Annotated in this window: 13 protein-coding genes; 6 read left to right on the top strand and 7 right to left on the bottom strand. The window is 36.1% G+C overall.

All coding sequences use genetic code 11. The annotated features are described in order from the left end of the window. Positions 1-34: 34 nt before the first annotated feature. Complete coding sequence (locus ACK1U5_RS23325; protein ID WP_000689896.1) at positions 35-673, bottom strand: NAD(P)-dependent oxidoreductase; 639 nt, start codon at positions 671-673, stop codon at positions 35-37. A gap of 304 nt (positions 674-977) precedes the next feature. Between ACK1U5_RS23325 and ACK1U5_RS23330 the strand changes: the two genes are divergently transcribed. From ACK1U5_RS23330 to ACK1U5_RS23345, 4 genes are all read left to right on the top strand, one after another. Then, positions 978-2,408, top strand: a complete 1,431-nt coding sequence (locus tag ACK1U5_RS23330) for an alanine/glycine:cation symporter family protein (protein ID WP_087875927.1) — start codon at positions 978-980, stop codon at positions 2,406-2,408. Between the two features lie 333 nt (positions 2,409-2,741). After that, entirely contained in the window at positions 2,742-4,184 is a 1,443-nt protein-coding gene (locus ACK1U5_RS23335; protein ID WP_087875926.1) for an alanine/glycine:cation symporter family protein, read from the top strand. Between the two features lie 295 nt (positions 4,185-4,479). Next, the gene (locus tag ACK1U5_RS23340) at positions 4,480-5,661 is read left to right on the top strand and encodes a NupC/NupG family nucleoside CNT transporter (RefSeq protein WP_000673839.1); all 1,182 of its coding nucleotides are present in this window, start codon (positions 4,480-4,482) and stop codon (positions 5,659-5,661) included. Between the two features lie 350 nt (positions 5,662-6,011). Beyond that, positions 6,012-7,193: a NupC/NupG family nucleoside CNT transporter gene (locus ACK1U5_RS23345; RefSeq protein ID WP_000673874.1), complete on the top strand. Its 1,182-nt coding sequence runs from the start codon at positions 6,012-6,014 to the stop codon at positions 7,191-7,193. A gap of 43 nt (positions 7,194-7,236) precedes the next feature. Here the strand turns inward: ACK1U5_RS23345 and ACK1U5_RS23350 are convergent, their stop codons facing one another. From ACK1U5_RS23350 to ACK1U5_RS23360, 3 genes are all read right to left on the bottom strand, one after another. Continuing rightward, the gene (locus ACK1U5_RS23350) at positions 7,237-8,406 is read right to left on the bottom strand and encodes a DUF418 domain-containing protein (RefSeq protein WP_087876166.1); all 1,170 of its coding nucleotides are present in this window, start codon (positions 8,404-8,406) and stop codon (positions 7,237-7,239) included. Between the two features lie 150 nt (positions 8,407-8,556). Then, the gene (locus ACK1U5_RS23355; RefSeq protein WP_000949403.1) at positions 8,557-9,063 is read right to left on the bottom strand and encodes a ferritin; all 507 of its coding nucleotides are present in this window, start codon (positions 9,061-9,063) and stop codon (positions 8,557-8,559) included. Positions 9,064-9,116: 53 nt separating this feature from the next. Then, on the bottom strand, positions 9,117-9,440 hold the full coding sequence (locus tag ACK1U5_RS23360) for a MazG nucleotide pyrophosphohydrolase domain-containing protein (protein ID WP_000355749.1): 324 nt from the start codon (positions 9,438-9,440) through the stop codon (positions 9,117-9,119). A gap of 73 nt (positions 9,441-9,513) precedes the next feature. Between ACK1U5_RS23360 and ACK1U5_RS23365 the strand changes: the two genes are divergently transcribed. Both ACK1U5_RS23365 and ACK1U5_RS23370 read left to right on the top strand, forming a co-directional pair. Beyond that, positions 9,514-10,092: an LOG family protein gene (locus ACK1U5_RS23365; protein ID WP_001225751.1), complete on the top strand. Its 579-nt coding sequence runs from the start codon at positions 9,514-9,516 to the stop codon at positions 10,090-10,092. Between the two features lie 102 nt (positions 10,093-10,194). After that, positions 10,195-10,476, top strand: coding sequence for a hypothetical protein (locus ACK1U5_RS23370; RefSeq protein ID WP_000390910.1), 282 nt, complete (start codon positions 10,195-10,197; stop codon positions 10,474-10,476). Positions 10,477-10,491: 15 nt separating this feature from the next. Here ACK1U5_RS23370 and ACK1U5_RS23375 read toward each other — a convergent pair whose 3' ends face one another. The 3 genes from ACK1U5_RS23375 to ACK1U5_RS23385 form a co-directional block, all read right to left on the bottom strand. After that, positions 10,492-10,689, bottom strand: a complete 198-nt coding sequence (locus ACK1U5_RS23375) for a hypothetical protein (RefSeq protein ID WP_087875925.1) — start codon at positions 10,687-10,689, stop codon at positions 10,492-10,494. Positions 10,690-11,284: 595 nt separating this feature from the next. Then, positions 11,285-11,725, bottom strand: coding sequence for a Dps family protein (locus ACK1U5_RS23380; protein ID WP_001041895.1), 441 nt, complete (start codon positions 11,723-11,725; stop codon positions 11,285-11,287). A gap of 414 nt (positions 11,726-12,139) precedes the next feature. Further along, on the bottom strand, positions 12,140-13,573 hold the full coding sequence (locus ACK1U5_RS23385; RefSeq protein ID WP_000227591.1) for an alanine/glycine:cation symporter family protein: 1,434 nt from the start codon (positions 13,571-13,573) through the stop codon (positions 12,140-12,142). Between the last annotated feature and the right edge of the window lie 400 nt (positions 13,574-13,973).

Raw genomic sequence — 13,973 nt, forward strand, 5'->3', positions numbered from 1 at the left:
CTCGTAAAACATTATGTTTTACGAGCTTTTTCTATTATTCAGCTTCAGAAACTACTGTGAAGCGTTCGTTTACATGTTTTGGGTTTTCAATCTCATCAAGTGCTGCAACTGCGAAGTCTTCGTAACTTACGTAGCTATCACCTTTTGAGTTAACAAGAAGATTGTCTTTGCCAGCTTTGTAAGAACCAGTGCGTTTTCCTAATGCGAATAGTGCAGAAGGGCTGATGAATGTCCAAGTGATATCATTTGTTTGTTGTAAAATTTCTAAGTTTTTACCTTGGTTTTGAGCTGTTGCAAGATATTCTTTCGGGAAACCTGGTGTCTCAAATACACGTGTTGTTTTCTCTTCGTCTACAAATAAGCTTCCAGCGCCTCCAACTACAAGTAATTTTGTATTTGGTGCGCCTTTCATAGCTTCAATAAGTACGTTTCCTGCATCTACGTGAAGGTGTTCTTCGCCTGCTGGAGCACCGAATGCATTTACAACTACGTCAAATGCCTGCAGGTCGTTAGATGTAAGAGAGAATACATCTTTCTCTAAAACTTTTACGTTTTCTTCTGTAATTTTTGCAGCGTTTCTTACGATTGCAGTTACTTCATGTCCGCGATCCAATGCTTCTTTTAAAATACGACTTCCTGCTTTACCAGTTGCTCCGATAATTCCGATTTTCATAATAAATCCCTCCAAAGTGTTTTGTTAAAGTGTATATCTGAAAGTAAATGAATTTGTTGTAATTAGGTTTGTTACAACCTGTTGTAATCATTATAGTTACAGGTTGGTATTTTTGTCAATAGGGTTGTTTGTGAATTTATTTTTTGTTTTAGTATGCACAGTTAGAGGGAGGGTAGTCAGTCATAAAGATATTGTTACTGTGAACCTGGCTAATATTTGGAAATTGCAAATTGTCGAAAAATGTTGATTTTTGAATGTTTTTTAAATATAATTCGTTTTATGGAGAAAAGGAGGGGTTAATTGTATGAATATTTTAGAGCAATTTATTTCATCAACAAATACAATTCTTTGGTCATATATTCTTATTGCAATGTTAATTGGTTTAGGGCTTTATTTTTCTATTAAATTGAAATTCGTACAAATTACTCATTTAGGGGAAATGGTTCGTTTAATGAGTGATGGACTAACTGGAAAGACACGTAAAAAGGGCAGCGTATCATCGTTCCAAGCATTTTGTATGAGTTCTGCAGCTCGTATTGGTATAGGTAACTTAGCTGGTGTAGCGTTAGCTATTTCTATGGGAGGACCTGGAGCAGTATTTTGGATGTGGGTTATTGCGATTATCGGGGCTTCTTCAAGTTTCGTCGAAAGTACGCTTGCACAAATTTATAAAATAAAAGATGGCAGTGGATTCCGTGGTGGTCCTGCTTATTATATGGAAAAAGGTTTAAATAAACGTTGGATGGGGATTTGGTTCTCTATTCTGATTACAATTAGTTACGGTTTAATTTTCAACTCAGTACAAGCAAACACAGTTACATTAGCGTTTAAAAATGCATTTGGTATTGAGCGTTACGTTGTTGGGATTGTATTAGCAGTATTAGTTGCGGTTATTATTTTTGGTGGTGTAAAAAGTATTGCGCGTATGTCGGAAATGATTGTTCCGCCAATGGCAATTCTTTATATTGCAGTAGCGATTTTCGTTGTTATTAAAAACTTCTATTTACTACCAGATGTGTTTACAGAAATCTTTAACGGTGCATTCGGTTTAGATTCAGCTGTAGGCGGTGGTATCGGTGCTGCGATGAAATATGGTATTCAGCGCGGGTTATTTGCGAACGAAGCAGGTATGGGTAGTGCGCCGAACGCGGCAGCAACAGCTGATGTAACGCATCCAGCCAAACAAGGTTTTATTCAAACAATCGGCGTTTTAGTAGATACATTCTTAGTATGTACATCAACAGCATTTATCGTACTATGTTCTGGTGCATATAAAGCAACGAACTTAGAAGGTATTGAATTAACACAAAATGCATTAAGCTCACAAATTGGCCCATGGGCGAGCAGTTTCTTAGCGATTATTATTTTCTTATTCGCTTTCAGTTCACTTCTAGGAAACTACTACTATGGTGAAACAAATATTGAATTTATTAAGCAAAGTAAAACGTGGTTAACAATTTACCGTGTTGCGGTAGTTGGAATGGTATTATTCGGTTCTGTTGCGACGCTTCAAGTTGTATGGAATATGGCAGACTTATTTATGGGTCTAATGGTAATAACGAACTTAATTGCGATTACACTTCTTGGCCGATTTGCGTACGCGGCATTAACAGACTATGTAAGGCAAAAGAAACAAGGGAAAGATCCAGTCTTCAGTGCAGATTCTATTCCTGGTTTAACGAATACAGAGTGCTGGGATAAGCCAGTGGTAACAGATAAAGAAAAAGCAGTGTAATTGAAAAGGTGAGCATCGAGGTAAATTCGATGCTCGCCTTTTTTGTTGTAGTAAATGATGAAAAAGGTGAGAGGTAATTATTAATATAACTTTTTTTGTTTGTTTCTCTCGTTATTTGTGGGGAACGTACTGTTTTAAAAGTATGGCTGGTCGAATAGGATAAGTTATTAAGTATTGGATAAATGCATGTAATGGCTATGTTTTTATGTAAAAAAACACATATGTTAAAAGAATTAACGTAATCATGTCATAAAACCTAACATAAAGTTCTTGATTACTAAAAGTTTTTAGAATATAATTTTCTTATTGTTAGGAAGAGGGGGCAATGCAAATATGGATTTTTTAGCTAAGGTAATTGGGGATGTAAATAATATCCTTTGGTCATATGTCATTATTGCGATGTTAATTGGGTTAGGGCTCTATTTTTCATTTCGTGTAAAATTTGTCCAAGTTCGTTACTTCGGTGAAATGATTCGTTTGCTTGGGGATGGAGCAAGCTCGAAAACGAGGAAAGCGCAAAAAGAGAAGAGCGGTGTATCATCATTTCAAGCATTTTGTATGAGTACAGCTTCTCGTGTAGGTACTGGTAACTTAGCTGGTGTAGCTATTGCGATCTCAGCAGGTGGTCCAGGAGCAGTATTTTGGATGTGGTTAATCGCGGTAATTGGGGGTGCTTCTGCATTTGTAGAGAGCACATTAGCGCAAATTTATAAAGTAAAAGATGGGAATGCATTCCGTGGGGGCCCAGCGTATTATATGGAAAAGGGTTTAAAGAAACGCTGGTTAGGTGTTGTGTTCTCTGTTCTAATAACAGTAAGTTTCGGATTGATTTTTAATGCTGTACAGTCTAATACTGTAGCGGCTGCCTTTGATGGGGCATTCAAAACAGATAGTAGGTTAGTAGGTCTTGTTATGGCTGGTTTACTTGCAGTTATTATTTTCGGCGGAGTAAAACGAATTGCTCGCGCGGTTGAAATGATTGTTCCAGTAATGGCAATTATTTATGTAGCAGTGGCATTATTCGTTGTTGTAACAAACATTACGGCAATTCCGTATGTATTTAAAGAGATTTTCTTACATGCTTTCGGAATTAAAGAAGTAGTAGGTGGAGGATTAGGAGCCGCGATTTTACTAGGGGTAAAACGCGGATTATTCTCAAATGAAGCAGGTATGGGGAGTGCGCCGAACGCAGCAGCGACTGCGAACGTAACGCACCCAGTTAAACAAGGTTTCATTCAAACTTTAGGGGTATTTACAGATACATTATTAATTTGTAGTTGTACAGCATTTATTATTCTTTTATCAGATGTGCATAATGCAGCTGATTTAAATGGAATTCAATTAACGCAGCAGGCGTTAAGTCAACATATCGGTCCATGGGCTTCTATATTTGTAGCAGTTGCAATCTTCTTGTTTGCATTTAGTTCATTAGTAGGTAACTACTACTATGGTGAAACAAATATTGAATTCTTAAATGGAAGTAAAGTGTTATTAACAGCGTACCGCATTGCTGTACTTGGTATGGTTATGTTAGGATCTGTAGCGACAATTCAAATCGTTTGGGATGTAGCAGATTTATTCATGGGTATTATGGCTGTTATTAACTTAGTGGCGATTGTATTCCTCTCTAAGTATGCTTTTGCGGCATTATCAGATTACGTAAAGCAAAAGAAACAAGGGAAAGATCCGGTATTCTATGCGGATTCTATTCCAGGTTTGAAAAATACAGAGTGCTGGGATAAGTCAGCAGTAGCTGATAAAGAAAAAGCAGTATAATGAGGTGAGCATCAAGTGAAACTTGATGCTCATTTTTTGTTTTATCCAGTTGTTTATAGATGGTAAAAGACGAACATTTATGAGTATTTCATAATTAAATGTAATTTTTTAAAGAAAAGTGCGGATATGAGTTGTGATTTATGTTAGAATGGAAAATGCCTTTGAAACAAGAGTTTTTATGACATTTCCTATCCAATCGAAGGTTACGGAGGAGAAATGGAAAGTTCGGATTATTTCTTGTTTTGAATGGTCAGACGTTCAACGTTAATGAAGAGTTAAATGGAGGATTTTATTAATGAAGTTTGTTATGTTCCTTGTAGGATTACTCGTTGTATTTGTACTCGGTTTTCTTATAAGTGCCGATCGAAAGAAGATTAAGTATAAACCAATCGCAATTATGCTTATTATTCAGCTAGCATTATCTTATTTCTTATTAAATACGCAAGTTGGTTATATTTTAGTAAAAGGAATTTCAGATGGATTTGGCGCACTTCTTGGATATGCGGAAGCTGGAATCGTTTTCGTATTTGGTGGTCTTGTTAATAAAGGAGAGGTTTCATTCTTCTTAACAGCGCTATTACCAATCGTATTCTTTGCGGTTTTAATCGGAATTCTGCAACACTTTAAAATTTTACCGATATTTATTCGTGCTATTGGTACGTTGTTAAGTAAAGTAAATGGTCTAGGAAAACTAGAATCATATAATGCAGTAGCAGCTGCCATTGTTGGACAAGCAGAAGTATTTATTACAGTAAAAGATCAATTAAGTAAAATCCCAAAACATCGTTTATATACATTATGTGCATCTTCTATGTCGACAGTGTCGATGTCAATCGTTGGTTCTTATATGAAAATGATCGAACCGAAATATGTAGTAACAGCACTTGTATTAAATTTATTTAGTGGTTTCATTATCATTCATATTATTAACCCGTACGATATTACAGAAGAAGAAGATACACTGAAATTAGAAAATAAGAAAAAACAATCATTCTTTGAAATGCTAAGCGAGTACATTATGCTTGGTTTCACGATTGCGATTACAGTAGCAGCTATGTTACTTGGTTTCGTAGCATTAATTACAGCAATTAATAGCTTGTTTGATTCAATGTTCGGTATTACATTCCAAGCTATTTTAGGATATATTTTCTCACCATTAGCATTCGTAATGGGTATCCCGCAAGCTGAGATGGTAACAGCGGGACAAATTATGGCAACAAAATTAGTATCAAACGAGTTTGTTGCAATGCTTGATCTTGGAAAAGTAGCTGGTGATTTATCGGCTCGTACAGTTGGTATCCTTTCTGTATTCCTTGTATCATTTGCGAACTTCTCATCTATCGGAATTATCGCAGGTGCAACGAAAGGTATCGATGAAAATCAATCAAATGTTGTATCATCATTTGGTCTACGCCTTGTGTACGGTGCGACATTAGTAAGTATTCTATCAGCGATTATCGTTGGTGTTATGTTATAAAAAAAGATGGCTCTAGCTCATAGCTAGGGCTATTTTTATGGTAAATTTGCATGAAAAAACCAATTAATTAGGAATATATTAACATATAAAAATCTTTTAAAATTTATATTGCATTTCGTCTAGATAACGCTTACAATTTGATTTGTAGGTGGTATCAATTTCAGACTTTCAATTATGGTAGGAGAGAAGAAGCTACCTTTTATAAATTGCAATTTATGTAAACGCTTACTGATTTTAGATGACAGTTGAATAGTTTTAGGGGTTTTAAATTTTTTTAACAACAATGGTCAGACGTCATTCGTTATACGTTATACGACCAATAACTCGTGGGAGAAGTGGAGGATTCACATATGAAGTTCGTAATGTTTCTAGTCGGTTTACTTGTAGTGTTTGTACTAGGTTTCCTTATCAGTTCAGATCGTAAGAAAATTAAATATAAACCAATTGCACTTATGCTTGTCATTCAATTGGTGCTTGCGTATTTCTTACTAAATACAAAGGTCGGATTCGTATTAGTAAAAGGAATCGCAGATGGATTTGGCGCCATTTTAAAATTTGCGGAAGCTGGGGTTAATTTCGTATTTGGTGGTCTAGCAAACGATGGACAAGCACCATTCTTCTTAACAGTATTATTACCGATTATTTTCTTAGCAGTATTAATCGGGATTCTGCAACATATTAAAGTTTTACCGATTATCATTCGTGCAGTCGGTTTCCTATTAAGTAAAGTTAACGGTTTAGGAAAACTAGAATCATATAATGCGGTAGCAGCTGCAATCGTTGGTCAAGGGGAAGTATTCATTACGGTAAAAGATCAACTAAGCAAATTACCGAAAAATCGCTTATACACACTTTGTGCATCTTCAATGTCTACAGTATCGATGTCAATCGTCGGTTCTTATATGAAAATGATTGATCCAAAATATGTAGTAACAGCACTTGTATTAAACTTATTCAGTGGATTCATTATCGTTCATATCATTAATCCATATGAAGTAAAAGAAGAAGACGATATTTTAGAATTACAAGAAGACAAGAAACAAACATTCTTTGAAATGTTAGGCGAATATATTATGCTTGGTTTCTCTATCGCTGTAACAGTAGCGGCGATGTTAATCGGTTTCGTAGCATTAATTACAGCAATTAACGGTGTATTCGATTCAATTTTCGGAATCACATTCCAAAGCATTTTAGGATACATCTTCTCACCATTAGCATTTGTAATGGGTATTCCAACATCAGAGATGCTACAAGCAGGACAAATTATGGCAACAAAATTAGTAACGAACGAATTCGTTGCAATGCTTGACCTTGGAAAAGTAGCTGGTGATTTATCAGCTCGTACAGTAGGTATTTTATCTATCTTCCTTGTATCATTTGCGAACTTCTCATCTATCGGAATTATCGCAGGTGCAACGAAGAGTATCGATGGCAAACAAGCAAACGTTGTATCATCATTCGGTTTAAAACTTGTATACGGTGCAACATTAGTAAGTATATTATCAGCGATTATCGTTGGGGTTATGCTTTAATAAATTAAGAAAAGCAATGAGCGTAGGCTCATTGCTTTTTTGTTTAACTTGCTTTATCCAAGTCTCTTTTAAAACGTGGTTTCTCTAAATAAGTTCCCAGTCTCCACACATATTCCACTGGCCCCATTCGGTATTTCTGGAGCCAATAGGTGCTAACGAATAATTGAATCGTATAAATTCCGATGGTTAAAAGAATACCGAAGAAATAGCCGATTTTCCCGTATAAGCCAAATCCATATGCGTAAAAAATAGTTGTTGCGATAATAGATTGCACTAAGTAATTACTAACGGACATTTTCCCCATGTTCGCCATGTATGTTAGTAGACGGGTTGCTTTTTTGTAATGGAATAATAAAATGATTGTGCTTCCGTAAAAGAAGGTCATAGTTACTGGTGTAAGGCCATCTTGTAACATAATTAAAAGCGGGTGCTTTACGAACATAGCTAAGATTTTAATTGTAAAAGAAAAGAGACCGGTGGCAAACCATATTTTTTTGACAGCAGGTATATGTTTATTGACCTCAAATAGCCAGCCTTTTTTCCCTACATACATTCCGAGTAGAAACAGTGGAGACATAAAAATTATTGCGAAAACTGATATGAAAAATAATCCGAATGCACCGTCAATTCCCATGTAATCAAAAGGATTTTCAGTCAATCTAAAGTTGACGTGATCCATATAGCTTCCAGTTTGATGGACTTTATGTTCTTTTTCAGTATAAGGTGCTAAATCATTTATATTTGTAGATGGATCAGTTTGATAAGACATAAGTGTAATAAGTGCGAGTAGAATAATCGCCCAAATGAGCAAAGTTTTCGGTTTTCGATTGATGAACATCATTAAGAAAATCCCAATTATTCCGTATGCAAATAAAATATCGCCCTCCCAAACAAAAGTGCCGTGAATGTAGCCGAGTAGTAAAAGAATGAGAATACGTCTTATGTATGTGGGGAAGAATTTTTTTCCTTTTGCGATAATACTTTTTTGTAACAAAATAATGCTAAGTCCAAATAGAAAAGAAAATAGGGATATAAAGTTATGTGTGCCGAAGAATTGAATAAACCAATTAGCGCCTTTATCAAGATCGCCGAATAGATAAGTTGGTTTTTCACTGGTGAAGAACCCGAATTGAATTAATGTCATATTGACTAGTAAAATGCCAAACAAAGCGAAACCACGAATTGCATCAACAGCTTCTACACGTTGATTCATTTTTCCTTTCCTCGTATATTCGTTTTTATATTGAAAATAATACCATTTTATAGCTGGCACTATGTCAAATATGAGGAAATTTAAGGTGATTTTAAGATAGAGAGCAAACAAAAAAATCACCTTAATTCATGTATTAAGGTGATTGAAATATTATTCAGCTGGAGGCGTAAATGTACGTTTCTCTAATTCAGCATCTAGCATAAACAGTGCGTTTGAATCACTTGTAATACGTTTTAATTTTTGAATGATGCTATCGAATGAAGCTTCTTCTTCAACTTGTTCGTCAACGAACCATTTTAAGAATGTAATTGTTGCATGTTCACGCTCGTCCCAAGCGATATCAGATAAGTTATAAATACGTTTCGTTACTTCACGCTCGTGCTCAAGTGCGACTTCAAAAGCGTTTAATACAGATTCGTATTCGTTATTTGGATTATCAAATCCAGTAATAATAGCGCGTTCTCCGCGGTCATTAATATAGTTGTAAAGCTTCATTGCGTGGAAACGTTCTTCTTCAGCTTGTACAAGGAAAAAGTTAGCGAATCCATCATAGCTCTCAGCTGTACAGTAAGCAGCCATTGCCATATAAGCATGGGCAGAGTAAAATTCAAAGTTCATTTGTTCATTTAATGCGTCGTGCAATTTTTTTGATAACATAAAATCCCCCTTAGTATTGTGACAATAATATTATACCATAATTGATAATATTCTCATTTAGATACTTCGAACCTTTTCGAAAGCTTTGTGACGTGTGCATCCATAATGTCTTGTAAGTCTAAATCATATTTTTGCGAAAGAATAATAAGGTTAGATAGTACATCGCCAAGTTCTTCTTTTAGTTCTTGTTTTAGCTCTTCTTCTGTTTTCGCATCTTCATCAGGGCGATCGCGGCCAATTTCAATAGCACGAACGACTCGTGAAACTTCCCCAACTTCCTCGGTTAAGAAATTTAAGCGAATAAAGGCATTATACTGTGACCAGCTTCGTTTTTCGTAAAATTCCTCAACCCATCTTTGAAATGCAACGATATCCATTTCTTCCTCATCTCCTCAATATGTTGTACAATGTTCATTGTATCATAACAATATATAGTTTCGGGGTGTAGGGATGAGAAAGATTTGTGTGTTTGCAGGTTCTAATTTAGGGGAGAGACCAGAATTTAAAGAGCAGGCAATTCAGTTAGGTAAAATGTTTGTTGAGAACGACTATGAGCTCGTATACGGTGGTTCATGTGTCGGATTAATGGGAGAAGTAGCAAACGAAGTTCTTCGTTTAGGTGGACGTGTAACAGGTGTTATGCCGCGCGGTCTATTCCGAGGAGAAATTGTGCATACAGGATTAACAGAATTAATTGAAGTAGAGACGATGCACGAACGTAAAGCTAAAATGGCAGAGCTTGCAGATGCTTTTATTGCGCTTCCAGGCGGATACGGAACGTTTGAAGAACTATTTGAAGTTGTATGTTGGTCACAAATTGGTATACATAATAAGCCGGTTGGTTTATTAAACATAAAAGGTTTTTACGGACCAATTTTGCAAATGGTTGAACGTGCAGCGGAAGAAGGATTTATGAATCCATCAAATAAAGAATTGATCGTTTCAGCAGAGACAGCAGATAAACTGATTCATGCAATCCAAAATTATGAGCGTCCTGTTTTGGGAACGAAGTGGAAGCAACTATCATAGCAAATACGGAAACACATGTCGTTTTAATTTAAGATGGCATGTGTTTTAATTTGGTTAAATATGTTAATTTTAGATGTAATGTTTTTGGAAAAGGAGAAAGAGATGGAGGAGTTTGTGTATTTAAGACCGGTCTTTAAAAGTATTTTAGCAGCATCTATTCTTGTTATGCTAATTGTTTTGAGACAGAAGAAAGAGTTGATTAATGAATTTTCGCTTTGGTTTATCTCGGTATTGTGTATCGGTGTTTCCGCGATAACGTTGTTTATGTCTGGGTTTATCGTTGATGAGTATAATCTAGGTGGAGATCCACAATCGTTTTGTATGTTTATTGCGATTGGTTGTATTAGTGGTCTGAATTTCATTATTTATTACAGAAGGCAATAAAAGAGGCATTCCATATTACTTTGGAATGCCTTTATCATTTTGATTGCTTTGTTTTTTATACAGGTACCAGCCACCCCAGCCGCCACCAATTGCTACGACAATGAGGAAAGCATAGTCCTTAACCTCGACACGTATATTGAAAATATTAGCTATAAGTAAGAGAATCCCAACTGTTATTAACGCAAAAAATGCTCTAATTAAGTAGTCTTTCAACTGAACCACTCCCGTCATTTAAGTAGTAAATGATGAATTTGGAAAAGCTTTTTGGGTCTATGATACTAAAGGGTGTTTCCTATATTTTAACATAGATGAGATTGTAATATATTGATAAAAGTAGGGGAGAGGTGTTTGTTAATATTGTCGTGATTTGTCGATAAGTCGATATAATTAAAAAATCGCTGATATATTGGAGGGAATCGCCGATATAATTGGAAAATCGCTGATATGTTGGGGGGAATCGCCGATATATTGGAAAAATCGCTGATATAAATTTCATGTACCAGCATGCGCGACCAATCTATAGAAAAAAGCGACTCTGAACGAGCCGCTTCCGCTTTTAATTATATCCAGCTCCGGTAGCTAGAATGTTCGGTGGCTTCGCTTTTTCCTGCGAGGCAAAGAGCGCCTCTACGTCAAAAGCTCCATCCCCCTCACATTCTGAGCAAGCTACCTCCGCTTTTAGGTGATATCCAGCTCCAGCGGCTAGAATCTCCGGTCATTTCACTCTCTCGCTCGAAGCAAAAAGCGCTTCAAGGTCGAGAGCTCCAATGCCCTGCGATTCTGAGCAAGCCGCTTCCGCTTTTAATTATTATTGATTCAAGAACGCACGTAGCATCCAAGCGTGTTTTTCTAGTTCTGTGTAGATGCCTAGTAGTAGGTCAGATGTCATTTCATCGTCAGAGTCTTGAGCGATTTCCATGCCTTTTTTCAGTTCGACTAGCATCATTTCGTAGTCTTTCATGATTGCTTCGACCATCCCTTCTGCAGTTTCTCCGTATGCTGCTTCTTGAATAGAAGATAGTTCTAAGTATTCTTTCATTGTTGCTACTGGTTTGCCGCCAATTGCTAAAATACGTTCTGCAATTTCATCGATGTGAGTAGCTGATTCTGTGTAAAGTTCTTCGAATTTCTCGTGTAATGTGAAGAATTGAGGTCCTTTTACGTACCAATGGAAGTTGTGAAGTTTTGTGAATAAAACGCTCCAGTCTGCTACTTGTTTGTTTAATACTTCGATTACTTGTTTGTTCATTATGATCAATCTCCTTTTGAGTTGTTATGTGATATCAATTACTAATTTATAATAATTATAATCTAGTAATCTCTATAAATCAACCCTTTTGCTGGAATTAATTTGAACAAATTATGAACTGTTGTAAATAAAAGGCCCTATTACGGTGAAGTAATAGGGCCTTTGTTTGAGATATGGCTCTTGTTCTGAACGAGCCGCTTGTGCTTTTAATGATATCCAGCTCCGGTGACTAGACCAGTCGGTCATTTCGCGCCTTCCTGTTCTGAGCAAGTCACCTCCGCTTTTAATTGATATCCAGCTCCAGCGGCTAGAATCTCCGGTCATTTCGCTCTCTCGCTCGAAGCAAAAAGCTCTTCAAGGTCGAGAGCTTGAAGTGTCCTGCGATTCTGAACGAGCCGCTTCCGCTTTTATTTGTTAAACAGCCTTTTGTTTTTCTTCTACATCTTGCCCATCCCAGCACTCTGTATTCTTTAAGCCAGGGATAGAGTTTGCAACGAAGACAGGATCTTTTCCTTGTTTCTTTTGCTTCAAATAGTCTACTAATGCAGCGTAAGCAAATTTGCTAAGGAATGAGATGGCAATTAAGTTTGTGAATACCATTAGTCCCATGAATAAATCAGCTAAACTCCAAACTGTTTTAAGAGCAGCGATTGATCCGAAGAATACCATTCCGACAACTGCAACACGATAAATCATTAACCATGTTTTACTTTCTTTAATGAATGCGATATTTGTTTCACCATAATAGTAGTTTCCTAGAAGTGAACTGAAAGCGAATAGGAAAATAATAATCGCTAAGAAAGTGCTTGCCCACGGTCCAATTTGTGAACTTAATGCGTTTTGTGTTAATTCGATACCTTCTAAATTTGATCCTTTGTAAAGTCCAGAACATAATACGATAAATGCTGTTGATGTACATACTAAGAATGTATCTACGAAAACGCCTAACGCTTGAACAAGCCCTTGTTTTACAGGGTGAGATACATCAGATGTTGCGGCTGCATTAGGAGAACTACCCATTCCCGCTTCTGTAGCGAATAAACCGCGCTGAATTCCGAACTTGATTGCTGCTCCAATACCACCAGCGATGGCTTGGTCTAAACCGAATGCACCGTTAAAGATTTCCATGAAAATGCTTGGTAACATACTGAAGTTGTTAATAACGACAAAAATAGCCACGCCGATATAAACGATTGCCATTGGCGGAACAATCATTTCTGTAATACGTGAAATGCTCTTAATGCCACCAAAAATAATAACTGCAACTAATAAGGCTAATAGAGCTCCTACGATTGTTCGCTCTAGTCCAAAAGCATTTTCAAACGCTATTGTTACTGTATTTGCTTGCACTGAATTGAAAATTAATCCGTACGCAACTGTAATAAGAAGTGAAAACCAGACGCCCATCCAGCGTTTGTTTAACCCTTTTTCCATGTAATATGCTGGCCCACCACGGAACCTACTTCCATCTTTTACTTTATAAATTTGCGCAAGTGTACATTCTACAAAACTAGTAGCTGCTCCGATAATTGCGATAAACCACATCCAAAATATTGCGCCAGGTCCACCCATTGAAATTGCTAATGCTACACCAGCTAAGTTTCCGATACCGATACGTGCTGCTGCACTTAAGCAAAATGCTTGGAATGGTGAGATGCTATCTTTCTTTTTTTCTTTTCGATTAAACCCTTTACTAATTAAGCTGACCATCTCACTGAAATGAGTAATTTGGACAAATTTTAATTTAAAAGAGAAGTAAAGACCGAAGCCGATTAGCATTGCAATAAGAATATATGACCATAAAATATTATTCGTTACCTCAAGGAATCTGCTAAAGATATCAACCATATAATACACTTCCTTTTTTTCGTAATAAGAAAATTATATGCAAAAAATATACGAGAATCAATTTTTCTAAAAAATTATGTTACTTAAAACATTTTTGTGTTATGATTATGTTACATCGTAATATTTTTAGAATTATTTACATTTTAAAAAACTAAATTTAAAGCGAGAAGGTGGGGATAATTTGAAAGAAGATTCTTTATGGAAAGTAAGCCTTGAGAGTTTGAAAATGAGAAGTAATATATTTTTTATCATTACATCTTTAAGTATCTTTTTAGGGTCCACTTATTATTACAATAAAAGATTTCCAAATCACAAATATCCTGAGTGGTTAGAATTTCTAAAGTTGATTGGATGAATAAAAGACAGAAAAACAGAAAATTAAAATAAACAAGTTATGGAG

It is taken from the genome of Bacillus sp. XB1 (assembly GCF_053557995.1).